The sequence below is a fragment of the Streptomyces sp. LHD-70 genome (assembly GCF_031157275.1).
In the GTDB taxonomy this organism is placed as follows: domain Bacteria; phylum Actinomycetota; class Actinomycetes; order Streptomycetales; family Streptomycetaceae; genus Streptomyces.
On sequence record NZ_JAVIFW010000025.1, the window covers coordinates 77,177 to 103,257 of the forward strand.

Consider the following 26,081-nt stretch of genomic DNA (forward strand, 5'->3'; position numbering starts at 1 on the left):
GTCCCGGCCCGCCCGGCCCCGGCGCCGGGGCCGGGGTGGGGCGCGGGTGCTGCTACTTCGCGCAGACCGGTTTGTCTGCCTCGACCTTCTGGATCCCCTCCGGCGCCTTCGACGGAGCGGAGATGGGCGTTCCGGCCTCTTCGAAGTCGTCTCCGAGGACGAGCTTCATGGCGGGCAGCCCCTGAGAGTTCTCCTCGCTCTTGCCCGGCTTCATGGCGGAGGCGGGCAGGCCCATGATGTCGGCGAGCCTGCGGGCCTGGTCGGCCTGGTCGGGGGCGTACTCCAGGGTCGTCTTGGCCTGCGGCTTGGGCGCGTTGCCCAACTGGCTCGACTTCAGGACGCCTTGGTCGGTCTGCAGCCAGGTGACCGTGGACTGTGCGGCGCCCGCGGTCTCCGAGCCGTTGTAGATGTTGACGCGGACGTCGGAGGCGGCGGACTTCGGGCCCTTGAGGCGGGCCTCCTCTGCCTTCTTCTTCTGCTTCTTCACGTCCGTCAGCGACTTGTCGGCGCGCAACATCGAGAACAGCGGCTTCGCCTTGGGGTCGTCGAGCAGCACGGTCGCCCCGTCGGTGTTGTCGACGACCGGCGCGGTGACGAAGGAGATGTTCTCCAAGTCCGCCTTGGCGAGCTCGAGTCCGAGGTCCTTGAGCTTGTTCAGGTCGGAGATCTTGGAGTCGACGGTGAGCGCCTTGGTGGCGGCCTCGGCGAGGTCCATCATCTTGCTGGGGCTGGTCAGGGTGTCGTTCGACTTCATCTTGCGCATCAGCGACGTGAGGAACTGCTGCTGCAGCTTGATGCGGTCGAGGTCGCCGCCGAAGCCCACCGCGTGCCGGGTGCGGACGAACGCGAGCGCGTCGTCGCCCTTCAGCACGTGCTCGCCCTTCGGCAGATTCAGGTGCGACTTGGGGTCGTTGATGTCCTTGGCGAGGCAGATCGGCACACCGCCGACGGCCGTGGACAGCGTCTTCACCGCGTTGAAGTCGGCCACCATGAAGTGGTCGATCTTGATGCCGGTGAGCTCCGTGACCGTACGCATCGTGCAGCTCGGGGTGCGCCCGCTCTGCCCGAGGCTCTCGTTGAACCGGGTCTGGCTGGTGCCCGGGATGGTCTTCTTCGAGCCGTCGGCCTGGGTGGTCGGGCAGTCCGGGATGTCCGTGATCATGTCGCGCGGAATGCTCAACGCGGTCGTGTTCGTACGGTCCTTGGAGACGTGCAGCAGGATCGTGGTGTCCGCGTGCCCGGCGCTGCCCGCGTCGCCGTAGCCCTCGTTGCCCTTGCCGGTGCGCTTGTCCGTGCCGATGAGCAGGACGTTGATCGGGCGGTTCGCGCTGAAGCCGCCGGTGCCCGCGCCGTCGTCGTCGACGGCGGTGATGTTGTCGTTCAGGTGCTGCCAGTAGAGGAATCCGGCGGTCAGCGCGACGACCAGGAGCACCGCCAGGATGCCGAAGCCCCACTTGAGGGTCTTCTTGCCCTTGGACTGCTTCGGCCTGGGACGGCGCCGGCCGGTGCTCGGCGGCGCGCTCTCCTGCGGTCGGCCCCGGCGCCTGCGCGGCCCGGGCACCTCACGGCTCGGCGCGTCGGGCTCTTCCGGGTCCCTGGGGCGGCGCGGTCCAGGAGGGCCGCTCGGTCCGCCCTGCCGACTCGGCCCGCCCGGCCCGGCGGGTCCGGACGGTGCGTCCGGTCCGTTCGGTACGACGGGGCCCGCGGGGCCGACGGGTCCGTTCGCCGTCGGGAAGCGGCGGGTCGACGGCGCGAAGCGCTGCTGCCCACCGGCCGCCTGGCCCTCGGTGTGGGGGGATCTGCGAGGTGCCGGGATTCCCGATGATTGCCCTGCGGAAGGGCTCAGTCGCAGTTCGTAGTCGCCGGTCTGCGGGTTGAGTACCCACTGGTCTGCGGGATCGATGTTCTCCGCCCGCCCACGGCCTTGCGCGTCCACGGTTGCTTGAGTCCTCCGTCGGGGCCACGCGGCGCCTCCCCCTCCAAAGGCGCCCGGTCACACGTACGCGGTGCGTGGCCAAAACGAGTGGCCTCACGCACCGGATCGCTCACGCTATCCGACCAGTTCAGCGCCAGGCGACGGCGGTGACGAAATCCACTCCCCTACAACTGGGCAATACCGCCCTTAACCGCCCCGGTCTTCTGCCGCTCGGTGACGTACTTGGTACCGCTTTTACTCACAACTCGTTCCGGCGGCGGTGTTTCCGCGAAAGGTCGGCGTCGGACTCGGCGTGCGCCTCGGCTCGTCCCGCTTGTCGTCGCCGGTCGCGCGGGGGGTGGCTCGATCCGCCGCGGAATCGGTTCCTCCGGGCTTTTCGTCGACCCACGAGCCCTCGTCGTCCCAGTAACCCCCCTCGGGCGAATCCTCCTCGTTTCCCCCCGATTCCCCTGACGCGGAGGCGGAATCGGCGGAGGAATCGGACGCGGAATCCTCCCCGGACCCGTCGCCCGAACCCTTCTTCCGGCGCTCGGAATCCTTACCTCGCGGGGTGACCTCGACGGGCACGTCGTTGCGCAGCCGGTCGAACAGCCGCCCCGCGTCCGGCTGGACGAGCTCGTCCCGGTTGGGGTCGTAGGTGTACGAGCGGCGAGGGACCGTGAGGAATTGCACCTTCTCTGTGGGGATGTTGCGCATGCTGCGCACCAACTCGTACAAATCTGTCAATCCGGCCAGCGCGGGGTCCGTGGTGAGCGCCGAGGTGGCCGCGTCGAGCACCGGGTAGAGCCGCGTCGGGTTCAGCAGGACGCCGTTGCTCTTCACCTTGTTGACGAGCGCGGCGAGGAACTGCTGCTGGCGGTCCATGCGTTCGGTGTCGCTGCCGTTGCCGATCGACTTGCGGGCGCGCACATAGCCGAGCGCCTGCTCGCCGTTGAGCTTCTGCCACCCGGCCTTGAGCTTCAGCTTGGCGCCCTTGTCGTTGATGGGCTCCTTGAGGCAGACCTCGACCCCCTTCACGGCGTCGACCATCTTCTTGAAGCCCTGGAAGTCGACGATCATGTGGTGGTCGACCCGGATCTTGGTGAGCTTCTCGACGGTACGGATCGTGCAGGCGGCCCCGCCGAACTCGAACGCCCAGTTGAACTGGGCGAATTGGGGGCGCGTACGGGAGCCGTCGGACCTTCGGCAGCCGGGGATGTCCACCATCAGGTCGCGCGGCACGGACACGGCGGTCGCGCTCTTCCGGTCGGCGGCGAGGTGCAGCAGGATCGTGGTGTCGGACCGCTGCGTGCCCGGGTCCCGGCCGTACGGGCGGTTGCCCTTCCCGGACCTCGTGTCCGAGCCGATCAGCAGGATGTTCTGCGCGTCGTGCTCCGAGGGCGCGGGCCGCTCCCGCTCGTACCGCTCCAACTCGGCGGCGGCGCCGGTGTCCTGGGTGATGTTCCCCTCGAGCTTCTTGTACAGACTCCAGCCGACCCCCGCGGCCGCCAGGACGACCACGGCGACCCCCAGGGCGGTCCAGCGGAGCCAGTGGTGCGGGATTCTGGAGGAAGCGGGTTCGGGTTCGGGGTCGGGCTTGTCGGTGGCCGGTTCGTCTGCGGGGGGATCGTCGGTGGGCGGGGGCCGCTCGGTATCGGCGGACGCGTCCTCGCCTCCCGTGTCCTCGCCCCCCGGGTCCTTGCCCTCGGCGTCCCCGGCCATCTGCTCGGCGGTGCCTTCGTGACTCGCCTCAGACACTTCGTCGGCCGGTTGTTCCGGTTCGGCGGGGGTGCCTGCGGTGTCGGTCACGTCGTGGTCCACCCCTCGTGGCGTCGGCAGTACGAGGCGCTCCCCTGAAGCGCACTCCTACGACCATGGCCCGGCGCGGCCCTCCGGCGCCTGCGGACCGGGTTCTTGCCTGCGCCGGACGGGTGGACTTTGACGTATCTCCCGGGGCGCGGTGAATTCAGCCCCTCCGGCGTTTGAGCAGGCCCGTCCAGCAGGACTTTCGGGAAGGGGCGGGTACGGGGAAGAGGACGCGCCGCAGGCTCAGGCGACGGTGACGGTGACCCGCTCGCTCTCGACCCGCTTCTCCAGGCCGCCCTCCGCCAGCTGCTCGATGTTCCGGCAGAGCACCACGGACCCCCCGGCCGCGAGCGGCGCGAACAGCCCGGAGGACAGGCCCTCCCACGTCTCGTACGAACGGGCCGACAGCAGCCGCGCCCCACCGTCGATGCCCAACTCCGCGGCGTCGGACAGCGCGTGCCGCACGACCTCCGCACCCGTCAGCTCCGTACCGCCGACGGCGAGCGCGGGCGCCTGCGGGTCGACGGGGGCGTACGGCGCGAAGCGGTCGCCCTGGCTCGGGACCTCCACCGCGTAGTCCACGAACCCGGCGGGCGGCTGCGGGAAGCGGCCGCCGAGCGGGCGCAGGGCGAGGGCCACTCGCTCGCCGGAGCAGTCGAGGGCCGCGTCGAGGGAGTCGGGGCCGCTGACGACGAGGTCCGCGTCGGCCGCCGCTCCGCCCACGTCGACGAGCACGCCGACCGAGGAGCAGGCGAGCAGCCACACCGCGGTCTGCCAGTGCGCGGGCAGCAGCAGGGCGAGCCGGTCGCCGGGTTCGGCGCCCAGGTCGTCCTGGAGCAGATTGGCTGTCTTGGCCACCCAATTGGCGAAGGTGGCGACGGACAATTCGACGCGTTCACCGGTGGCGTCGTCGTAGAACGTCACCAAGGGGCGGGCAGGATCCTCGGCGAGCGCGGATCGCAGCAGGTCGGCGGGGGTGCGGTCGGTCGCGTTCACGGGCGCAAGCGTACGCGCAGCAAGCGGGGTACGTCCGCCCGGTCGGCGCAGCGGAGGGACCGGATCGGGTCGACGGATCGTCAGTTCCCTTCGGGAGAAGTGCATCCCGGTGCGTCGTACAACATGCAGGTATGTCCGTACTGCCGCACGATCGACGCCATGCGTGGATACCTTGCTTCCTCGATCGGCGTCGCCTGTGCGGCGGCCCTGGCCCTGCCGCTCGCCGTGCCGCAGGACGTACGGGCCGCGGTCGCCGCCCCGGTGGCGGAGCCGGCCGGTTCCGTGCCCGGCTCCACCCAGTCGCTTCCGCTGAGCCCGCTCACCTCCGACCGCTCGGGCGGCGCCCCGGCGCAGGGCCTGACCCGTCGGGACGTACGGCCGTTCTCGCTGGTCGGCGTCGTCTGGGACGACCCGGCCGCCGAACTGCACGGCCGCGTCCAGGTCCGCACCCGCGCCACCGGCACCGGCCGCTGGTCCGACTGGCAGGACGTGGACACCCACAACCAGGAGCACGCCGCCGACCTCGACAGCCCCGAACGGGCCGGCGCCGAACTGCACGGCTCCACGGCCCCGCTGTGGGTCGGCGACTCGGACGGCGTGGAGATCCGGGTCGAGAGCGCCCCGGCGTCCACCGCCCGGCACGACCACGGAGCCGCCACTGACCACGGAGCCGCCACCGACCAGGGAACCGCCACCGACCAGGGAGCCGTGACCGATCACGGAACCGCCACCGATCACGGAGCCGGAGACTCCGCCAGCAACGAAACAGGAGACTCCGCAGATCACGGCGGTCACGGCGGTCACGGCGACCCCTCCGAGCAGCCGGACCACTCCGACCAGTCCCGCCAGGCCCCCGCCCCCACGAGGCCCGCCACCTCGGTCGTCACAGCGCAGGCCTCCGCCCCGGCGTCCGCCTCCACCGCCTCCGCCCCCGCCGCTCAGCCGGTCGCCGGTCCGCCCTCCGGGGTGCAGGCCGTGGCGCCGTTGCCGGCCGGGCTTCGCCTCGAACTCGTCGACCCCGGCGACGACCCGCCCGCCCAGGGCCCACTGGCCGACGGCGCCCAGGTCTCGGCGCTCGGCGCGGAGGACGCGGCCAGCTCGGCGGTCAACGCGGACCTCGCCGACCTCGGCGCCACCGTCATCCCGGCGCTCACCAAGGAGGAGACCGAGAACGACTTCATCGAGTCCCGCGGCGTGGTCCAGGCCGCGCACGCGAAGCCGTACATCGGGCCGCGCCCGCGCATCGTCACCCGCAAGGGCTGGGGCGCGGACGAGAAGCTGCGCGAGCGGAACTTCGTGTACACGAAGTCGGTCCGCGCGGCCTTCGTGCACCACAGCGCGTCCGGCAACAACTACAGCTGCTCGCAGGTGCCTTCGCTGCTGCGCAGCATCTACCGCTACCACGTGAAGAGCAGCGGCTGGCGGGACTTCGGCTACAACTTCGCCGTCGACAAGTGCGGAAACATCTACGAAGGACGTGCCGGAGGTGTGGCCAAACCCGTCCTGGGGGCCCACACTCTCGGTTTCAACAGCAACAGCACCGGCATCGCGGTCCTCGGCACGTACAGCAACACCAACCCGCCCAAGGCCGCGGTGAACGCCGTCGCCAGGCTGACCGCCTGGAAGCTCGGCCTGTACGGCGCGAACCCGAAGGGCAAGGCGCTGCTGAAGTCGGCCGGCAGCAACCTGTACAAGAAGGGCGCGAAGGTCCGGCTCAACGTGATCTCCGGGCACCGTGACGGCTTCGCCACGGAGTGCCCGGGCGGACGGCTCTACGGCAAGCTCGGCACGGCCCGTACGTCCTCGGCCCGCTACCAGGGCCGCTGAACCGACCGGCCGGGGCGCCCGCCGACCGCCCCGGCCGCACGCCACCGGCACGCGGACGACCAGGCGATCAGGACACGTAACAACACGCACACAGACGCAACTGAAAACGCCCGTGAACGGTCTGCCTACACTGACCGGCCGGACCAGACCAGTCCGGCCGCACCGGACCCGACCAGTCCGGTGTCCGACGACAGGCCCCGCCCCCGGCAGGAAGCAGAGGCGACAGGTGACAGAAGCGATCCTCCTGGTCGGCGGCAAGGGGACCCGGCTCAGGCCGCTCACCGTGCACACGCCCAAACCCATGGTCCCGGCCGCGGGAGTGCCGTTCCTCACACACCAGTTGGCGCGGGCGCGCGCGGCGGGCGTCGAACACATCGTGCTCGCCACTTCCTATCTGGCGGAGGTCTTCGAGCCGTACTTCGGTGACGGCTCGGAGCTCGGACTGCACCTGGAGTACGTCACCGAGGTCGAGCCGCTCGGCACCGGCGGCGCCATCCGCAACGTCGCCTCGCGGCTGCGCTCGGCGCCCGAGGACCCGGTGCTGATCTTCAACGGCGACATCCTCACCGGCCTCGACATCCGCGCCCTCGTCGCCACCCACGAGACCTCGGGCGCCGACGTCTCGCTGCACCTCACCCGCGTCGACGACCCGCGTGCGTACGGGCTCGTGCCCACCGACGGCACCGGCCGCGTCCAGGCCTTCCTGGAGAAGCCGCAGACGCCCGAGGAGATCGTCACCGACCAGATCAACGCGGGCGCGTACGTCTTCCGGCGCTCGGTGATCGACACCATCCCCGAGGGCCGCCCGGTCTCCGTCGAGCGCGAGACCTTCCCCGAACTCCTCGCCTCCGGCGCCCATCTGCAGGGCATGGTCGACTCCACGTACTGGCTGGACCTCGGCACCCCGCAGGCCTTCGTGCGCGGCTCGGCCGACCTCGTGCTCGGCCGCGCCCCCTCGCCCGCGGTGCCCGGCCGCCGCGGCGACCGGCTCGTCCTGCCCACCGCCGAGGTCGCCGCCGACGCCAAGCTGACCGGCGGCACGGTCGTCGGCGCGGGCGCGCGGATCGGCGCGGGCGCCCGGATCGCGGGCAGCACGGTCCTGGAGGGCGCGGTGGTCGAGCCCGGCGCGGTCGTCACCGACTCACTGATCGGCGCCGGCGCGCGCATCGGCGCTCGTACGGTGCTGTCGGGCGCGGTCGTCGGCGACGGCGCCCGGGTCGGCGCGGACAACGAGCTGCGCGACGGCATCCGCGTCTGGTGCGGGGCGGAACTGGCCGACGGCAGTGTGAGGTTCTCCTCGGACCAGTAGGCCCTGGAGAGCCCTGGGGGCGGGACTGGCGGCTTCCGGCGCGTACGGCCGCTTCGAGCGCCTACCCTCGGAGAGTCGTCCCGTCCGACCCCGAGGACCCCTGTGGCTGGTCGCTTCGCCCAGAAGCCGGTGCCCGAGCGCACGCTCCCGCACCGCGGCTCACGCCTGCCCGCACGCCCCGGAGCCGTCCCGCGCCAGGCCACCGCCGAGTCCCGCCGCTGGACCCCGCCCGGCCCTCTCGACCTGCGCCTGGTCCTCGGCCCGCTGCGGCGCGGGCCGAGCGATCCGACGTACCGCGCGACGCCCGACGGCTCCTTCTGGCGGGCCAGCCGTACGCCCGAGGGGCCCGGCACGCTCCGGGTCGTCCAGCGCTCCGGCACCGTGCACGCGGACGCCTGGGGGCCGGGCGCCGGCTGGCTGCTCGGCCAACTCCCGCACATGCTCGGCGAGTCGGACGAACCCGAGGTGTTCGAGCCGCGGCACCGCCTGGTCGCCGCGACCCACCGGCGCCGCCCCGGACTGCGGCTGATGCGGACCGGACTCGTCCTGGAGTCGCTGATCCCGTCGATCCTGGAGCAGAAGGTCACCACGGACGAGGCGTACCGCGCCTGGCGCCTCCTGATCCGCGAGTACGGCGAACCGGCACCGGGCCCCGCCCCCGAGCGCATGCACGTGATGCCCGAGCCGCGCACCTGGCGGATGATCCCGTCCTGGGAGTGGCACCGCGCGGGCGTCGACAACAAGCGCGCGTCGACCGTCCTGCGGGCCGTACGCGTCGCGCACCGCCTGGAGGAGGCGGCCGCGATGGAGCCCGAACAGGCCCAGGAATGCCTGGAGTTGGTGCCCGGCATCGGCCCCTGGACCTCGGCGGAGACGGTCCAGCGCAGCCACGGCGCCCCGGACGCGGTGACCGTCGGCGACCTGCATCTGCCCGGCATCGTCGGGTACGCCCTGGCGGGGGAGCGGGACAGCGACGACGCACGGATGCTCGAACTCCTGGAGCCCTACCGCGGCCAACGCCACCGCGCCGCCCGCTTCATCCTCCTGTCCGGCCGCACACCGCCACGACGCACACCGAAGATGCCGCGGGTGGACATCGGGAGGCTGTGAAAAATCAGCCTCTCCGGCGTTTGAGGAGCGGGGGTCCGGGGGCGGAGCCCCCGAAGCTGCTGCAAGCTTTCGGGAAGGGGCGGGGCGGGGAGAAACCCCGGGAGCCCGGATCAGCGCACCTCGACGAAGTCCGCCACCTCGCGCGGGGTCCGACTGCGTGGCTCCTCGGCGGGACGGCCCACCGCGACCGCCCCCATCGGGTCCCAACTCTCCGGCAGGCCGAGCACGTCCCGTACGACCTCCCTGCAGAACATCGTCGACGAGATCCACGCCGAGCCGAGCCGCTCCCCGGCGAGCGCGACCAGGAAGTTCTGGATGCCGGCGCCGGTCGCGACCACGAACATCTCCCGCTCGGCCGTGTCCCGGCGCGCGTCCCCGTAGCGGTGCGAGCCGTCCATCACCAGGCAGGGGACCACGAGATACGGCGCGTCCCGCAGCACATCCCCGCGGCGCACGCGCTTGGCGATGGACTCTGCCGACCTGCCGTCGGCCCGCAGGTCCGCGATCCACTTGTCCCGCATGGCGTCGAGGAGTCCGGTCCGCGCCTCCGGGCTCTCCAGGAGCACGAACCGCCAGGGCGTCGTGTGGTGCGGCGCGGGCGCGGTCACGGCGGCGGCGACCGCCCGGCGCACGGCACCCGGGTCCACCGGATCGTCGGTGAAACTCCGCACCGTGCGCCGCTGCGTGACCGCCTCGCGCACCGCTTCCGACGTGCCGAGCCGGAACATGTCGTCCGCGGCGACGCGCACCATGGCCCGCGCGCCGGTGTCCTCGTCGGCCGTGTCCGTCACGGCATGCGGCAGCCCGCGGACCACGGCCACCGGCAGATCGGCGGCCTTGCCCTTCACCAGGTCGCCCGCCGCCGCGAGTTCGTCGGCGGTGGCCACGACGGTCGCGCTCAGCGGATTCCCGTACGCGTCCACGCCGCCGCGCAGATCGTCCAGTACGCGCACGCCCGCGGCGCCGATCGCCACGTCCGTCAGGCCGTTGCGCCAGGGGCGGCCGAAGGTGTCGGTGACGAGCACGCCGACGTTCACGCCGAGCGTGTCCCGCAGCCCGGTGCGGATCGCGCGTGCCGAGGCGTCCGCGTCCTCGGGCAGCAACAGGACGGTTCCCGCAGGGGTGTTGGAGGCGTCCACTCCGGCGGCGGCCATCACGAGCCCCTGCCGGTTCTCGACGATCCGGAGCGTTCCACGGCGCGCCACTACGCGTACCGTCTCGGCGTCGATCGCCGCCTCCCGGTCGGCGGCGGCGAGGATCCGCCCCTCCGCCTTGGAGACGATCTTCGACGTGACGAGCACGACGTCCCCGTCCACGAGGCCCGGCTCGGCGGCGGCGATCAGCTTCGCGACCTCGTCCCCGGCCTTCACCTCGGGCAGCCCCGGCACCGCCCAGACGCGGTACGCGGGCGCGTTCACGCGCGTACCTCCTCGGCGAGGGCGAGCGCCTCGCGGGCCATGGCGGCGGTCGCCTCGATGTCCGTCATCATCAGCGGCACCGCTCTGCCGCGGATCCCGGCCGCCTCCACGCGCGGTACGGAGTCCGCGTCCACGGTGTCGACCAGCCAGCCGTCGAGCAGCCCCGAGCCGTAGTGCTCGGCGACCGCGGCGGCGCTGGACTCGACGCCCACGGCGGCCAGGACCTTGTCGGCCATGCCGCGCACCGGCGCGTTCCCGACGATCGGGGAGAGCCCGACGACCGGGACCCCGGCCTCGGCGATGGCCTCGCGGATGCCGGGCACGGCGAGGATCGTGCCGACGCTGACCACGGGGTTGGACGGCGGGAAGAGCACGACGTCGGCCGCGCCGATCGCCTCCAGCACTCCGGGCGCGGGCTTGGCCTGCTCGGCGCCCACGGGGACGACGGCCAGCGCGTCCACGGAGGCGCGCAGGCGCACCCAGTACTCCTGGAAGTGGACGGCCTTCCGCTCGCCGTCGATCTCCACGGCGACATGCGTCTCGATCCGGTCGTCCGACATCGGAAGGAGCCGTACCCCGGGCTGCCAGCGCTCGCACAGCGCCTCGGTGACGGCGCTGAGCGGGTAACCCGCGCTCAGCATCTGCGTCCGCACGATGTGCGTCGCGAAGTCCCGGTCGCCCAGACCGAACCACTCGGGACCGACGCCGTACGCCGCGAGCTCGCCCTTGACCTGGAAGGTCTCGTCCGAACGCCCCCAGCCCTGCTCCTCGTTGATGCCCCCGCCGAGCGTGTACATCACCGTGTCCAGGTCCGGGCAGACCTTCAGGCCGAACAGATGGATGTCGTCACCGGTGTTGCCGATGACGGTGATGTCGGCGTCGGGCGCGGCGGCCTTGAGACCGCGCAGGAAACGGGCACCACCGATGCCTCCGGCCAGAACCACAATGCGCATGCGCCCAGCATGTCAGGTGGGTACGACAGTGCTTCAGGCGGTGACGGCATCCCGTACGGTCTCGGCCACCGAACCGGAGCACTGGGCGGCGTGCATCGGCATCTCGGTGAGCCCGGGGTAGTAGACGTGCAGGCTGACGGCGGGCTCAAGCGCGTCGTTCACCACCTCGTGGACGTAGCCGGGCGCGAAGACCCGCTGCGAACCGGCCCGCAACGCGCGCGTGCCGCGCTCCGTGCGCTCCGTCAACTCGCCCTGGAGGACGGTCAGTACGCCGGAGGAGGGGCCGTGGTCGTGGCGGCCGCTGCCCTGTCCGGGCACCCAGCTGAGCAGCCAGATCTCGTAACCGGGCCCGGTGCGCAGGCGGTGGTACCAGCGGCTCGTGGCGTCGTACTCCACGAGGTGCTCCCACTGGGAGCGGTCGGCGGCGACGGCGCGGGCGAGCCCGGCGAATTCGGCGACGGTGGCGGGGTGTTCACGGGCGGGCTGGAGGAGGTGCTGGACCTCGAGGATGTCGCCGGCGATCTGCAGGTCGCTGTCGCTGTTCATCGGTGCGGTGGTTCCTCGGCGGGGAGAGGTGCGGGGGTGTCACTGTCCATGGATCCGCGGACAGTCGCTCGGGTCACGAGCGAGGTGTGGCCCGGATGTGGGCGCGGGGTTGCGGGGCCCGAAGGGGGCTCGGCGGTGCGGAACGGCTGGAGCGCGATGGGCTCAACAGCAACAGGTACAGCGACAGCTCTCCAGGGCAGCACAGAGAGATCCACCGGTGTGGATCCGAGCGAGCGCCAAGTTCGCGAGCATGCCCAACAGGAGACCGGTTCACACGTCTGCTGTCAACCTGATGTCCGTATTGCGGGATATGGTTCACCGTATCCGGTTGTTCGTTCTGCCGAAAGGTTTGTGCATCGGCCGAATCGGACAGGTGGCGCTGCATCCGGGCGCGTAAACGCCGTTGCCGTCTCGTGACTCGTTCGTGATCGGGACCGCTTCGATGTGCGCCCGGCAACGGGACCGCTCTCCGGTGCGTCTTTACGGGTGTCGGCAGGGTGTGCGGGATCGGCGCCGAGAGGTGTCCATGTTTAAGGCGATTTGAACACTTTCCGCAAAGCCTTGGTTCCGCAGAGTGAATAAGGGACCCAATAGCAGATCCCGGCTTGACTGGCCCGGATCGGCACACTTGTAATTTCACTCGTGTCGTTCGGCCGAAATCGGTAACGGCAGCATCACGGGGACTGCACAGACAGACGAGGGGCGCACATGACCGAGCTGTTCCAGCAACTCCTGGTCGAGGACGCGGAAGAAGAACTCGGCTGGCAGGAGCGCGCACTCTGCGCCCAGACCGATCCCGAGTCCTTCTTCCCCGAGAAGGGCGGCTCCACCCGCGAGGCCAAGAAGGTCTGCCTCGCCTGTGAGGTCAGGTCCGAATGCCTCGAATACGCACTCGCCAACGACGAGCGATTCGGTATCTGGGGCGGCCTGTCGGAGCGAGAACGCCGACGACTCAAGAAGGCCGCCGTCTGAACGCTCGCCGATCACCCGGCGACCGAAGACCACCCGACCCCGACCCGTGCCGAGCAAAAGGCACACACCCCGACGTAACGAACTCTCCGCCGCCCGTGGGTTATCCACAGGCGGCGGACCGCTGTGATTCCCAGCCGTTAGTGTGGCCCCCGTCCGAGACGCCCCCCGAGCACAGCCCGGCCCAGGCGTCCACCGCAGTCCATCGAACCGGGGCCCGTACCTCGATGTCCGTGCACAGCCATTCGGCAGGCCAGTACTCGGCAAGTCAGTACGACGCTGCCGCAGCCGCGTCCCCGCAGGCCCAGACGCCTGAGTTCCCCAGGCACGTCGTCACCGCGGTCCTCGTCTCGCACGACGGCGCCCGCTGGCTGCCCGACGCCCTCAGCGGCCTGCTCGGCCAGGAACGCCCCGTGCAGAACGTGATCGCGGCGGACACCGGCAGCGCCGACGAGTCCGCCGCGATCGTCACGGACGCCCTGGGCCCCGAGCGCGTCCTGCACCTCGCCCGCCGCTCCGGATTCGGCACCGCCGTCGACGAGGCCGCCCGCACCGCGCGCGTGCTCACGCCCGACGACCTGCCCTATCTGAAGCGCCCCAGCGGCTGGGACCCGGTCACGCGCACCTGGCGCGACGAGGCGTACGACATGCCGGAACTCCCGTACGGAGAACCGGTCCAGTGGCTCTGGCTGCTGCACGACGACTGCGCCCCCGAGCCCGACGCCCTCGCCGCGCTCCTGCGCACCGTCGAGCGCGAGCACGAGGCGAACCGCGAAGTCGCCGTCGTAGGACCGAAACTGCGCGGCTGGTACGACCGCAGGCAGCTCCTCGAGGTCGGCGTCTCCATCGCGCACAGCGGCCGCCGCTGGACCAACCTCGACCGCCGCGAGCAGGACCAGGGCCAGCACGACCAGGTCAGGCCCGTCCTGGCCGTGTCCACCGCCGGCATGCTCATCCGGCGTGACGTCTTCGAGGAGTTGGGCGGCTTCGACCGGCGCCTGCCCCTCATGCGGGACGACGTCGACCTCTGCTGGCGGGCCCAGGAAGCCGGGCACCGCGTCCTGATCGCACCCGACGCCGTGCTGCGGCACGCCGAGGCCTCCGCGCGCGAGCGCCGCACCGTCGACTGCGTGGGCCGCACCTCCGCCAGCCCGCACCGCGTGGACAAGGCCGGCGCCGTCTACACGCTCCTGGTCAACACCCGCGCGGCGATGCTGCCTTGGGTGCTGCTCCGCCTCGTCCTCGGCACACTGCTGCGCACGCTCGCCTATCTCGTCGGCAAGGTGCCCGGCCAGGCCCTGGACGAAGTCGCCGGTCTCTTCGGTGTGTTGCTGCGCCCGGAGCGGATCCTCGGCGCGCGCAAACGCCGCGGCAAACCGCAGGTCGAGGCCGCCGAACTGCGGCCCCTCTTCCCGTCGCCCGGCGCGACCGTCCGCCTCACCGTCGAGCAGGTCGCCTCCAACCTCGTCGGCCGTTCCGACCCGGAGACCTCCTCCGGCGGCCGGCACGGCGCGGTGGAGTCGGGGCCCGGCGGGGACGACGCCGAGTTCCTGCAGGTCGAGCAGTTCGCCCGCCTCAAGCGGATCGGCCGCAAGCCCGGCCCCGTGCTCTTCGGCGTGCTGCTCCTGGTCTCCCTGATCGCCTGCCGCGCGCTGCTCGGCAGCGGTGCCCTCGCGGGCGGCGCCATGCTGCCCGTCCCGGCCGACGTCTCCGAGCTGTGGGGCCGGTACGTGGACGCCTGGCACCCCGTCGGCACCGGCGGCACCCAGTCCGCGCCGCCGTACCTCGCCTTCGTCGCCGCCCTCGCGACTGTCCTGTTCGGCTCCACCGGGCTCGCCGTCACGGTGCTCCTGGTCGGCTCCGTCCCGCTGGCCGGCGCCGCCGCGTACTTCGCCTCCCGGCCGCTCGTCGAGTCGCGCCTGCTGCGCGCCTGGGCGTCCGTCGCGTACGCCTTCCTGCCCGCCGCCACCGGCGCGCTCGCGGGCGGGCACCTCGGTACGGCGGTCCTCGCGATGCTGCTTCCGCTCATCGCGCGCGCGGGCCTCGCCGCCGGCGGCCTCCTCCTGAAGACGCCCGACGCGCGCGGCAGTTGGCGCGCCACCTGGGCGTACGCACTGCTGCTCACCGTCGCCACCGCCTTCACGCCGGTCGTCTGGCCCATCGCGCTCGTGCTCGGCATCGCCCTGCTTGTACTGCGCCGCGCCGACCTCAGCGCGTACGGCCTGCGGTTCCTCGCCGCGCTCGGGGTGCCGCTGCTCGTGCTCGCGCCCTGGTCGCTCTCGCTGCTGCCCTTCGGCTTCTTCCGGTCGACCGGGCTCGACTACGGCGCGGGTTCCGCGTCGGGGCTCGACCTGCTCGGCCTCAGCCCCGGCGGGCCCGGCGCGGTCGGCGGGCTGCTCCTGATCGGCTTCGTCCTCGCCGCCCTCGCGGCCCTGCTGCGCGGCGAGCGGAACCTCGCGATCCGCACCGCCTGGGCCGTCGCCCTCACCGGCTTCGTCTTCGCCGCCCTCAGCAACGGCTCCGCCTGGGCGGGCCCGGCGACGCTTGTGTACGGCATCGCGCTGCTCGCCGCCGCCGTGGTCGGCGCCGAAGGGGCGCACACGCGCGTGGCCGAGCAGAGCTTCGGCTGGCGTCAGCCCGTCGCCGCCCTGATCGCCGTCGCCGCCGTGCTCGGCCCGCTCGTCGCCGCCGTCGGCTGGATGGTCCGCGGCGCCGACGGACCGCTGGAGCGCCGCGACCCCGCACAGGTCCCGGCCTTCGTCGCCGAGGAGTCCGGCACCAAGGACCAGCCCCGCACGCTCGTCATCGACAGCGAGTCCGAGGCCGAGGTCGGGTACGTGCTCGTGCGCGGCTCGGGAGCCCGCCTGGGTGACGCCGAACTCGCCGCGGCGGGCGAGGGCAACGGCCGCCTCGACAAGACCGTCGCCCACCTCGTCGCGGGCTCGGGTGCCGACCAGGTCGACCAGCTCGGCGACTTCGCCGTGCGGTACATCCTGCTGGAGGCGGGCGCGCCCCGCGGGGTGAGCCGCGTCCTGGACGCCACGCCCGGTCTGACCCGGCTGAGCCAGCAGGACGGCAGGGCCCTGTGGCGCGTCGACCGGCAGGTCGCCCGTGCCGCGGTGGTGCCCCCCTCGGGCACGCCCGAGCCGGTCGCGGCCGGCCCGGTCGAGATCCACACCGACATCCCCGCAGGCCCCGAGGGCCGCACGCTCCGCCTCGCCGACTCCACCGCCGACGGCTGGACGGCGACGGTGGACGGCACGGAACTCCCCAGGAAGACGGTCGACGGCTGGGCGCAGGGCTTCGAACTGCCCCCGTCCGGCGGCCGGTTGGACGTCACGTACGACACTCCCGGTACGCACACGGGCTGGCTCTGGGCGCAGGGCGCGCTCGTCGTGGTGCTCGTGGTCCTGGCCCTGCCGGGCCGCCGGGACACCGTGGACGACGACCTTCCGGAAGAGCCCGTGACCGTCCCGGCGCAGCCCGTCGAGGGCGAGGGCCGGCGGGCCCGCAGGCTGCGTGCGGCCCAGGAGGCCGAGGCAGCCGCCCAGGGCCACACGGCCCCGCCCGAGGAGCCGCAGCCCGCACCCGCCGTGCCGCGGCAGCAGACGCACGACGAGTGGTCCGCGGCGGCATACGCGGGCGCGGACCAGCCCGCACACCCCCAGGAGCAGTACGAGGCCGCGCAGTACCCGCCTGGCGGCTACGAGCAGTACGGCTCCGGGGCGTACGAACCCGCCCCCTACGCCCAGCAGCCGGGCATCCCCGGCACGTACGACCAGCAGGGCCAGGCCGGTCCTGGCCCGTACGGCTCGTTCGACTACGGCTACGGGACGCAGGCCGACCAGCCCGCCGACCCGGCCATGCCGCCGCCCCCGCCACCCCCGCCGCCCGTGCCGCCGCAGGCCCCGCCGTACGCCCCGTACGCCCCGTACGAGCCCTACGGAGGCCACGAAAAGCCTTACGGCGGCGCCGACTTCAGGCCCGACAGCGAGCGCCCCGACGGGAGCCAGCAGTGAACCGCACGACCCTGTCCCTGATCGCCGCGGGTGGAGCGCTGGCCGTCGTCACCGGAGTCGCCACGCTCACCGCACCCGACGGCAGCGCGGCCGACGGCGCGGCGAAGGCGGCGGAGCAGCGGCCGGTGGACCGCAGCAGCCTGCTGTGCCCGGCGCCGAGCTCCTCCGACCTGGCGGACACCTCGTACACGTCGTTCACGCCCAAGTCCTCGGGGGCGGGCGGCAAGGGCGCGGCCGAACTCGTCGGCGCCCCGCGCGCGTCGGAGGACGACGGCAAGTCCGGTAAGGACGACAAGAAGGCGAAGGAGCGGTCCGGCGAGGGCAAGCCCGTGCTGGCCGCCAAGAGCGTCGGCAAGCCGGTGGCCGAGGAGGCCTCCGGCGCGGACGCCCCCGCGCTCGTGGGCTCGGCGGACGGCGCTCTCGCGCCCGGCTGGGCGGTACAGCAGACCACCACGATCAGCGCGGGCAGCGGTCGCGGTGCGCACGGCCTGGCCTGTGGTGCCCCGGACACCGACTTCTGGTTCCCCGGCGCGAGCACCGCGAAGGAGCGCAGCGACTACGTCCACCTGACGAACCCGGACGACACGGCGGCCGTCGTCGACATCGAGCTGTTCGGTCCCCGCGGCGCCCTCGACTCGGAGGTCGGCGAGGACATCAAGGTGCCGCCGCACTCCACCGTCCCGGTGCTGCTCTCCACACTCACGGACGAGCCGCAGACGAATGTGACGGCGCACGTCACGGCCCGCGCGGGCCGAGTGGGCGCCGCGGTGCAGTCCGCCGACGACAAGCTGGGCGGCGACTGGCTGCCCGCGTCCGCCGACCCAGCGGGCAGCGTCGTCCTGCCCGGCATCCCGAAGGACGCCACGTCCGTGCGCCTGGTCGCCTTCGCGCCCGGCGAGGCGGACGCGGACCTGAAGCTCTCCCTCGCGGGCCCGAACGGTTCGATCACGCCGGCGGGGAACGAGACGCTGCACGTCAAGAGCGGTATGACGGCGGCGGTGGACCTGGGTGACGTCACCAAGGGCGAGGCCGGATCGCTGCTGCTCACGCCCACCGAGGACTCCGTGCCCGTGGTCGCGGCGCTGCGGGTCACGCGCGGCAAGGGCGCCCGGCAGGAGACCGCGTTCATCCCGGCGACCGCCCCGGTGGGCGACCGCGCGACGGCAGCGGACAACCGCGCCAAGGGCTCGACGCTCTCCCTGGTGGCGCCCGGCAAGACCGCCAAGGTGCGCATCACGGCCTCAGCGGGCTCGGAGGGCGGCGCGGCGGCCACGAAGACGTACACGGTCAAGGGCGGCACCACGCTGGCCGTCGAGCCGCCGGTGCCCAGCGGCCTGAAGGGCTCGTACGCCCTGACGGTGGAGTCGGTCTCGGGCACGGTGCACGCCGCGCGCCTGCTGGAACTGCCGGAGGACGGCGTGCCGATGTTCACGATCCAGACCCTGCCGGACGACCGCGGCATGATCACCGTGCCGCAGGCGGAGCAGGATCTGTCGGTGCTGCAGAAGTAGCCGGCTCGGCCCGCTGCGGGGTCGGTCCTCGGCGGGTTCAGTCCTCGCCGTACCGCGGGTCGACCGCGTCCGGGGACAGGCCGAGCAGCTCGGCCACCTGCTCCACGACGACCTCGTGCACAAGGGCCGCGCGCTCGTCCCGGCTCTTCGTGCGGATCTCGACCGGGCGGCGGTAGATGACGATCCGCGCGGGCAGGTCGTCCCGCGCGGCCGCGGTCCCGCCCAGCGGGACGGTCTCGTCGCTGAGCAGTTCGCCGGGGCCGCCGCCTGTGTCTTTCACGTACGGCACGTCCTGGACCAGGAACTCGATGTCGGCGAGCTGTGGCCAGCGCCGCTCGAGCCGCTCCACGGAGTCCTGCACGAGGTCGGCGAAGACCTCTCCCCGGCTCGCGGCGAGCGGCACCTGCGGCGGCGCCACGGGACCGCGCATGCCGCGGCCGTGCCGGTCTCTGCGGCGGATCCTGGGCTCGGTCGCGCGGGGCGGTACGGACTTGTCCATCACCGGTGAAGGGTAATCCTCCGCACTGACACCCGTCCGCCACGCGGGCTCCACGCGCGCGTGGAGCCCGGAACTGCGGGGCCGGCGCGGTGGGCCGTACATCCGGACGGCACAGGGCATGTCGTCGGATGACCATTCCGGCCAACCTTGGGCTCGTTTGCGTAACCCACCGAGACCACCTGACTCATGGCAAATGACGGCATTTGCACGGGATGAGGGCGAGATTCAACACCGTTGATTCCACTGCCTCTTGGGGTCCGTGCAGGTCAGCGCGGCATCTTCAGAGGGCCTTGGGTGAGGGATCACACCGCGACACGGGGGAGTGACCTCGTGGAGAGTCGTCGCGGCCCGCTCAAGAGTGCGGTACCGTCCAACGTCGTGAGCCCTGTACGTCGCTGTTCGCGCACCGCTTGCGGCCGTCCCGCCGTCGCGACGCTGACGTACGTCTACGCCGACTCGACCGCGGTCCTCGGCCCCCTCGCCACCTACGCCGAGCCCCACTGCTACGACCTGTGCGCCGAGCACTCCGAGCGCCTCACGGCGCCGCGCGGCTGGGAGGTCGTCCGCCTCGCCGACACGTCGGCGCCTGGGCGCCCGAGCGGGGACGACCTGGAGGCACTCGCCAACGCCGTCCGCGAGGCGGCCCGCCCGCAGGAGCGCGCCGCCGGGGCCGGCGGCAGCGGGGCCCGCTCGGCGGACCCGATGGAGGTCGCGCGCCGCGGCCACCTCCGCGTCCTGCGCTCACCCGAGAACTGAGCGCACGCCTCCCGGCAGGACCCCTTCAGCGGCTGAGGTTTCCTCTTCAACAATCGTTGTTGTACGGAGCATTGACTTCCCCTTGTCGCGGACACGACGATTCCGCCACCCGTGAGTGATCGCTTTCCGCATGCCGGAAATGACGGGAAGCGACGGAACCTCATGGGACCCGGGAGGCCCGTGTGTTCGTACAGGAACTGGAACCCGTCGCCGACTCGCTCGGCCTGTCCGCACTGATCGCCGCACTACCCCTGGTCACCGTCCTCATCCTGCTCGGCGCCGTCCGCATGAAGGCCCACCGCGCGGGGCTCATCGGCCTCGCCGTCGCCGTCCTCGTCGCCTGGCTCGCGTACGGGATGCCGCTCGGGCAGACGCTGTCGAGCGGCGCGCAGGGCGTCCTTTTCGGGCTCTTCCCGATCATGTGGATCGTCGTCAACGCCCTGTGGGTGTACCGGATGACCGTCCGCACCCAGCACTTCGACATCCTGCGCCGCTCCTTCGGGCGGCTCTCCGACGACCCGCGCATCCAGGCCCTCGTCATCGCCTTCTGCTTCGGCGCGCTCCTGGAAGCGCTCGCGGGCTTCGGCGCGCCGGTCGCGATCAGCGCGGTGATGCTGGTCGCGCTCGGCTTCCAGCCGGTGAAGGCGGCCGTCGTCGCCCTCGTCGCCAACACCGCGCCCGTCGCCTTCGGCGCCATGGGCACACCGGTCGTGACGCTCGCTCAGGTCACCGGCCTGCCCCTGGACTCGGTCGCCTCCGTCGTGGGCCGCCAGACGCCGCTCCTGGCCCTCGTCGTGCCGCTCGTGCTCGTCGGCCTCGTCGACGGCAAGCGCGGGCTCCGCGAGACCTGGCTGCCCGCCCTGGTGTGCGGAACGGCCTTCGCCGCCGCCCAGTTCGTGGCGTCCAACTACGTCTCCGCCCAACTGGCCGACATCGGCGCCGCCCTGGCCGGCGCGGCCGCCCTCGTCGCGCTCCCCAGCGCCCGGAAACCGGCCGCCGAACCGGTGCGCGCCGCAGTGCTCACCGGCGTACGCAGCGAGGACCTGGACACCGAGGACCCGGGCCGCGAAGTCATGCGCGCCTACGCCCCGTACGCCCTCATCGTGGTCGTCTTCTCGCTCGCGCAGATCCCGGCCGTCAAGAGCGTCCTCGACGGGGCCACCCAGGTCTTCGACTGGCCGTTCCTGAACGTGTCCGACCCCGACGGCAACCCGGTGGGCGCCAACGCCTTCACGCTGCCGCTCGTGTCCACCGGCGGCACGCTCGTCCTGCTCGCCGGCATCCTCACGGCCGGCGTGATCGGGGTGCACGCGCGCGTGGCGCTGCGCGAGTGGGGCGCCACTGTGCACGAACTGCGGTTCGCGATCCTCACCGTCACCTCGGTGCTCGCCCTCGCGTACGTCATGAACCTCTCCGGACAGGCCGCCGTCATCGGGCACTTCGTGGCCGCGGCGGGCGCGGGGCTCGCGTTCCTGTCGCCCGTGCTCGGCTGGTTCGGCGTCGCCGTGTCCGGCTCCGACACCTCCGCCAACGCGCTCTTCGGCGCCCTTCAGGTGACGGCCGCGCGGCAGTCCGGACTCTCGCCCGAACTCCTCGCCGCCGCCAACAGCTCCGGCGGCGTGCTCGGCAAGATGATCTCGCCGCAGAACCTCACCATCGCCTGCGCGGCCGTCGGACTCGCGGGCAAGGAGGGCGACTTGCTCCGCAAGGTGCTGCCCTGGAGCATCGGCCTGCTTCTGGTGATGTGCCTGATCGTGGTCGCCCAGAGCACGTTCCTGCTGGGCTGGATGCTGCCCTGAGCCCCGCCCCTCCCGGGGCTGCCGTGAGGGGCCGTGGGGCGCTGTGAGCCCCTTGCGGCCCCGGCTCGTGCGGGACTGTCAGCGGCGACCGGTACGTTGGGGGGACCGCACAGGATTCCAGGAGGGTTGGCCGTGGCTGATCTGTCGCAGATCGTGAAGGCGTACGACGTACGCGGGGTGGTCCCCGACCAGTGGGACGAGTCCCTGGCCGAGCTGTTCGGCGCGGCCTTCGCGCAGGTCACGGACGCGCAGGCGATCGTGGTCGGGCACGACATGCGGCCCTCGTCGCCGGGCCTCGCGCGCGCGTTCGCGCGCGGTGCCGCGGCCCGTGGGGTCGCCGTCACCGAGATCGGCCTGTGCTCCACGGACCAGCTGTACTACGCCTCGGGCGCCCTCGACCTGCCCGGCGCGATGTTCACCGCCTCGCACAACCCCGCGCAGTACAACGGCATCAAGATGTGCCGGGCCGGCGCGGCCCCGGTCGGCCAGGACACGGGCCTCGCCGAGATCCGCGGTCTCGTGGAGGAGTGGTCGAGGAGCGGCGCCCCCGCCGCGGCCGCGACCCCCGGCGAGATCACCACGCGCGACAGCCTCGGGGACTACGCCGCCCACCTGCGCAGCCTCGTGGACCTCATGCGGATCCGCCCCTTGAAGGTCGTCGTGGACGCCGGCAACGGCATGGGCGGCCACACCGTCCCCACCGTCTTCGAGGGCCTCCCGCTCCAACTGATCCCGATGTACTTCGAGTTGGACGGCACGTTCCCCAACCACGAGGCCAACCCGCTGGACCCGGCCAACATCGTGGACCTCCAGAAGCGCGTCCGCGAGGAGGACGCCGACCTGGGCCTGGCCTTCGACGGCGACGCGGACCGCTGCTTCGTGGTGGACGAGCGCGGTGAGCCGGTCTCCCCGTCGGCCATCACCGCCCTGGTCGCCGCCCGCGAGCTGGCCAGGAACGGCGGCAAGGGCACCGTGATCCACAACCTGATCACGTCCTGGTCCGTCCCCGAGGTCGTCCGGGAGAACGGCGGCACGCCCGAGCGCACGCGCGTGGGGCACTCCTTCATCAAGGAGGAGATGGCCAGGACCGGCGCGATCTTCGGCGGCGAGCACTCCGCGCACTACTACTTCCGCGACTTCTGGAACGCCGATACCGGCATGCTCGCCGCCCTCCACGTCCTCGCGGCCCTCGGCGGCCAGGACGGCCCGCTCTCCGCCCTGGTCGAGGAGTACGACCGGTACGCGAGCTCCGGAGAGATCAACTCCACGGTCGACGACCAGGCGGGCCGCGCCGCCGCGGTCAAGGAGGCCTACGCCGGGCGCGAGGGGCTCAGCCTGGACGAGCTGGACGGCCTCACGGTCACCGCCGAGGACTGGTGGTTCAACCTCCGCCCCTCCAACACCGAGCCGCTGCTCCGGCTCAATGTGGAGGCCCGGGACGCCGACACGACGGCCCGGGTCCGGGACGAGGTCCTCGCGATCGTCAGAGCCTGACCGCCCTGGCTGCGGCCAGAGCCTGACCGCCGCAGCCACCGTCGGCACCATCACGCTGTGTGGCGGGCGCACACCGGCGACGGCCGTCAAGCACACCGCTGTACGGGTACGGGACCGCCCCAGGTCAGACGGCCCCGTACCCCTCGTCGGGCCCTGTGCGGCCCGGCGTCGGAACCCGCGCGGCGGTAGGCTGACAGGCGCATTCAAAGTCCTGATCGGGGCACCCGCCCAGGTCAGGACCAAGGCCCGACCGAGGCCCCGAGCGACGTATTCCGACCGAGTCCGGGCAGCCGTCCGACAGGCCGCAACCCCGCCCCACCCACACCCACCCGATCCACTTCCGACCACCGAAGCACTGACCACCGGCCCCCGCCGACCCGGTCAGCCACCCGAAGGGAACCGTTCCATGGCGCTCGAAGCCGGCCTCCTGGAGATCCTCGCCTGCCCGGCCTGCCACGCCCCCCTCAAGGAGGCGGACGCCGAGCTGCTCTGCACCGCCGACAGCTGCGGACTCGCCTACCCGGTCAAGGACGGCATCCCGGTGCTCCTCGTGGACGAGGCCCGCCGCCCGGCCTAGGCAGCCCGCGCGGGAGCCGTCCTCAGGCCGGACTCCCGCCCCCTGCCGTACGCACGAACCCACCGCCGTACGCCGGCGATCGGAGGCCCCAGCCGTGCTCGACGACTCGCTGCTCGACGATCCGGAGGCGCTCGGCCGCGCCGACCGCCGAGGCCTACTGCGTGGCGCCGCAGAATCCGGCGCCAGAGTGCGCACGGCGCTGCGACACGCCACCGATGCCGGCCTCACCGAACTCAGGCCCGACGGCCGCCCCCGCGCGGTGCTCGTGGCCGGCCCCGGAACGGCCGCCACCGGAGTCGCGGACCTGCTCGACACGCTCGCCGGCTCCGGCTGCCCGGTCGTCCGGCTGCGCCCCACCGGCGTCGCCCCCGCCGCGGGAGCCCTGCGCTGGGCGCTGCCCGGCTGGTCCGGCCCCGTGGACCTGCTGCTCATCGCCACCCCCGACGGCACCGAACCAGGCCTGGAAGTCCTCGCCGAACAGGCCTACCGGCGCGGCCTGAACGTCATCTCCGTCGCCCCCGCGCGATCCCCGCTGACCGAGACCATCGGTGGCAAGCACGGCCTGGCCGTACCGATGGCGACGCCGCTCCACGAGGAGTACGAGGAGCTGGCGCTCGTCGGCCCCGACGTCCTGTGGGCGCTGCTCACGCCCCTGCTCGTCCTCCTCGACCGCACCGGCCTGATCGAGGCGGGCCCCGAGGCGCTGCACAAGGTCGCCGACCGGCTCGACGCCACCGCCGAGCGCTGCGGCCCCGCTATCGCCACGTACAGCAACCCGGCCAAGACCCTCGCCGCCGAGCTGTACGAGACCCTCCCGCTGATCTGGACCGAAGGCCCCGCCGCAGGCCCCGTCGGCCGCCGCTTCGCCGCCTCTCTCGGCGAACTCGCCTGCAGCCCCGCCCTCGCCGCCGAACTCCCCGAGGCCCTGCCCGCGCACGGCCCCCTGCTCACCGGCGACCTCGCGGCGGGCGGCGACCCCGAGGACTTCTTCCGCGACCGCGTCGAGGAAGAACAGGCACTACGCGCGCGTGCCGTCCTGCTGCGCGACCGCCCGGGCGGCGCACTCAGCGCAGCCCCGGCCGCCCGCGAACTCGCCCTCGGCCACGACACCGCCATCAGCGAGCTCGAACCAGAAGAGGGCACCGAACTGGAGACGCTCGCGGAGCTGATCGCCGTCACGGATTTCGCCGCCGTTTACCTGGCGCTCGCTTCCGGGGCCCGATGATGATCCCCGCCGACCGACCGCAGCACCCGGCCCCGCCGGACCCCGCCCGCCACCGCCGCCCAGGCCGGCCCGCAGCCCCAGCAGGGACCGGGCCCGCGTCCGCCCAGGCCGAGTGACCCACGTACGAAAGAAGTCCCGTATGGACCGCCTCTCCAACACCATCCGCCCGTACGCCTGGGGTTCGACCACCGCCATCCCCGAGCTCCTCGGTGTGGAACCGACCGGCGAACCGCAGGCCGAGATGTGGATGGGCGCCCACCCCGGCGCCCCCTCGCGCCTCACGCGCGGCCCGTTGAACGAGGTGATCGCCGCCGACCCCGAGGCCGAACTCGGCCCCGAGGCGGTCGCGAAGTTCGGACCCCGACTGCCCTTCCTGCTCAAGCTCCTCGCCGCCGGCGCCCCGCTCTCCCTCCAGGTCCACCCCGACCTCACCCAGGCCAAGGAGGGGTTCGAGGACGAGGAGCAGCGCGGCATCCCGATCGACGCCCCGCACCGCAACTACAAGGACGCCAACCACAAGCCCGAACTGATCTGCGCGCTCACGCCGTTCGACGGCCTGTGCGGCTTCCGCGACCCCGACGACGCCGCCCGCCTCCTCGAAGGCCTCGACGTCAACTCCCTGAAGCCGTACGTCGATCTGCTGCACGCCCACCCCGAAGAGGCCGCGCTGCGCGAGGTCCTCACCGCCGTACTGACCGCGGACCGCGACGAGATGGCCGCCACGGTCACCGAGGCCGCGGCCGCCGCCGAGCGCATCGGCGGCCACTACGAGCCGTACGCGCTGATCGCCCGCGACTACCCCGGCGACCCCGGCGTGATCGCCGCCATGCTCCTCAACCACGTCCGACTCCAGCCCGGCGAGGCCCTGTTCCTCGGCGCCGGCGTCCCGCACGCGTATCTGAACGGCCTCGGCGTCGAGATCATGGCCAACTCCGACAACGTCCTGCGCTGCGGACTCACGCCCAAGCACGTCGATGTGCCCGAACTCCTGCGCATCGTCCGCTTCCAGGCCACCGACCCGGGCGTCCTTCGCCCCGAGGCCGACCCGGGCGGGGAAGAGGTCTACGAGACGCCGATCGACGAGTTCCGCCTCTCCCGCTTCTCCTTGCCCGAGGGTTCGGCGCCGCGCGACCTGATGGCGCGTACGCCGCAGATCCTGCTCTGCACCGCCGGAACCGTCCGCACCGGAGAGCTGGAACTCGCGCCCGGAGAGTCGGTCTTCGTCCCCGCGGGGGAGAAAACGGAGATCTCCGGAAACGGCACCCTGTTCCGCGCGACCGTGGTGGCCTGAGGCGTCGCTCTCCGGCCGTGCTGCAACAATGACCCACCGCACGGCATGAGCACGGCGAGTT

The 26,081-nt window shown here is 72.5% G+C and carries 19 protein-coding genes; 12 read left to right on the top strand and 7 right to left on the bottom strand.

Annotation, left to right across the window (positions count from 1 at the left end; genetic code table 11):
* Positions 1–52 precede the first annotated feature (52 nt).
* From RCO28_RS34060 to RCO28_RS34070, 3 genes are all read right to left on the bottom strand, one after another.
* Positions 53–1,936 carry an LCP family protein gene (locus tag RCO28_RS34060; RefSeq protein ID WP_308945216.1) on the bottom strand — a complete coding sequence of 628 codons (1,884 nt, stop codon included), beginning with the start codon at positions 1,934–1,936 and terminating at the stop codon, positions 53–55.
* 234 nt (positions 1,937–2,170) lie between these two features.
* Entirely contained in the window at positions 2,171–3,724 is a 1,554-nt protein-coding gene (locus tag RCO28_RS34065; RefSeq protein WP_308945217.1) for an LCP family protein, read from the bottom strand.
* 240 nt (positions 3,725–3,964) lie between these two features.
* The gene (locus tag RCO28_RS34070) at positions 3,965–4,717 is read right to left on the bottom strand and encodes a TIGR03089 family protein (RefSeq protein ID WP_308945218.1); all 753 of its coding nucleotides are present in this window, start codon (positions 4,715–4,717) and stop codon (positions 3,965–3,967) included.
* A 159-nt stretch (positions 4,718–4,876) separates the two neighbouring features.
* Between RCO28_RS34070 and RCO28_RS34075 the strand changes: the two genes are divergently transcribed.
* From RCO28_RS34075 to RCO28_RS34085, 3 genes are all read left to right on the top strand, one after another.
* On the top strand, positions 4,877–6,544 hold the full coding sequence (locus tag RCO28_RS34075; RefSeq protein WP_308945219.1) for an N-acetylmuramoyl-L-alanine amidase: 1,668 nt from the start codon (positions 4,877–4,879) through the stop codon (positions 6,542–6,544).
* 226 nt (positions 6,545–6,770) lie between these two features.
* Complete coding sequence (locus tag RCO28_RS34080; RefSeq protein WP_308945220.1) at positions 6,771–7,853, top strand: NDP-sugar synthase; 1,083 nt, start codon at positions 6,771–6,773, stop codon at positions 7,851–7,853.
* Between the two features lie 102 nt (positions 7,854–7,955).
* Entirely contained in the window at positions 7,956–8,963 is a 1,008-nt protein-coding gene (locus RCO28_RS34085) for a DNA-3-methyladenine glycosylase 2 family protein (protein WP_308945221.1), read from the top strand.
* A gap of 110 nt (positions 8,964–9,073) precedes the next feature.
* Here RCO28_RS34085 and RCO28_RS34090 read toward each other — a convergent pair whose 3' ends face one another.
* The 3 genes from RCO28_RS34090 to RCO28_RS34100 are packed head-to-tail and all read right to left on the bottom strand — an operon-like array spanning position 9,074 to position 11,880.
* Complete coding sequence (locus RCO28_RS34090) at positions 9,074–10,381, bottom strand: coenzyme F420-0:L-glutamate ligase (protein WP_308945222.1); 1,308 nt, start codon at positions 10,379–10,381, stop codon at positions 9,074–9,076.
* Positions 10,378–11,334 (bottom strand): 2-phospho-L-lactate transferase, encoded by a 957-nt coding sequence (gene cofD, locus RCO28_RS34095; protein WP_308945223.1) that lies wholly within the window; start codon positions 11,332–11,334, stop codon positions 10,378–10,380. Before cofD ends, RCO28_RS34090 begins: the two co-directional genes overlap by 4 nt.
* A 33-nt stretch (positions 11,335–11,367) precedes the next feature.
* Complete coding sequence (locus tag RCO28_RS34100) at positions 11,368–11,880, bottom strand: cysteine dioxygenase family protein (RefSeq protein ID WP_308945224.1); 513 nt, start codon at positions 11,878–11,880, stop codon at positions 11,368–11,370.
* 708 nt (positions 11,881–12,588) lie between these two features.
* Here RCO28_RS34100 and RCO28_RS34105 point away from each other — a divergent pair.
* From RCO28_RS34105 to RCO28_RS34115, 3 genes are all read left to right on the top strand, one after another.
* Positions 12,589–12,852 (top strand): WhiB family transcriptional regulator, encoded by a 264-nt coding sequence (locus RCO28_RS34105; RefSeq protein WP_077974550.1) that lies wholly within the window; start codon positions 12,589–12,591, stop codon positions 12,850–12,852.
* 224 nt (positions 12,853–13,076) lie between these two features.
* Positions 13,077–16,868, top strand: a complete 3,792-nt coding sequence (locus tag RCO28_RS34110) for a glycosyltransferase (protein WP_308945225.1) — start codon at positions 13,077–13,079, stop codon at positions 16,866–16,868.
* Positions 16,865–18,379: a DUF5719 family protein gene (locus tag RCO28_RS34115; protein WP_308945226.1), complete on the top strand. Its 1,515-nt coding sequence runs from the start codon at positions 16,865–16,867 to the stop codon at positions 18,377–18,379. Before RCO28_RS34110 ends, RCO28_RS34115 begins: the two co-directional genes overlap by 4 nt.
* Before the next feature lie 37 nt (positions 18,380–18,416).
* Here the strand turns inward: RCO28_RS34115 and RCO28_RS34120 are convergent, their stop codons facing one another.
* On the bottom strand, positions 18,417–18,878 hold the full coding sequence (locus RCO28_RS34120; protein WP_308945244.1) for a metallopeptidase family protein: 462 nt from the start codon (positions 18,876–18,878) through the stop codon (positions 18,417–18,419).
* 330 nt (positions 18,879–19,208) lie between these two features.
* Here RCO28_RS34120 and RCO28_RS34125 point away from each other — a divergent pair, with 330 nt between their 5' ends.
* The 6 genes from RCO28_RS34125 to manA all read left to right on the top strand — a co-directional run bounded on the left by RCO28_RS34125 (position 19,209) and on the right by manA (position 26,020).
* On the top strand, positions 19,209–19,634 hold the full coding sequence (locus RCO28_RS34125) for a DUF3499 domain-containing protein (protein WP_308945227.1): 426 nt from the start codon (positions 19,209–19,211) through the stop codon (positions 19,632–19,634).
* 182 nt (positions 19,635–19,816) lie between these two features.
* Positions 19,817–21,433: an L-lactate permease gene (locus RCO28_RS34130; protein WP_308945228.1), complete on the top strand. Its 1,617-nt coding sequence runs from the start codon at positions 19,817–19,819 to the stop codon at positions 21,431–21,433.
* 126 nt (positions 21,434–21,559) lie between these two features.
* A complete protein-coding gene (locus tag RCO28_RS34135) occupies positions 21,560–22,927 on the top strand; it encodes a phosphomannomutase/phosphoglucomutase (protein WP_308945229.1) in 1,368 nt (455 codons plus the stop codon).
* A gap of 406 nt (positions 22,928–23,333) precedes the next feature.
* Entirely contained in the window at positions 23,334–23,504 is a 171-nt protein-coding gene (locus tag RCO28_RS34140) for a Trm112 family protein (RefSeq protein WP_308945230.1), read from the top strand.
* A gap of 94 nt (positions 23,505–23,598) precedes the next feature.
* Positions 23,599–24,729 carry an SIS domain-containing protein gene (locus RCO28_RS34145; protein WP_308945231.1) on the top strand — a complete coding sequence of 377 codons (1,131 nt, stop codon included), beginning with the start codon at positions 23,599–23,601 and terminating at the stop codon, positions 24,727–24,729.
* Positions 24,730–24,868: 139 nt separating this feature from the next.
* Positions 24,869–26,020: a mannose-6-phosphate isomerase, class I gene (gene manA / locus RCO28_RS34150; RefSeq protein ID WP_308945232.1), complete on the top strand. Its 1,152-nt coding sequence runs from the start codon at positions 24,869–24,871 to the stop codon at positions 26,018–26,020.
* Positions 26,021–26,081: the final 61 nt, after the last annotated feature.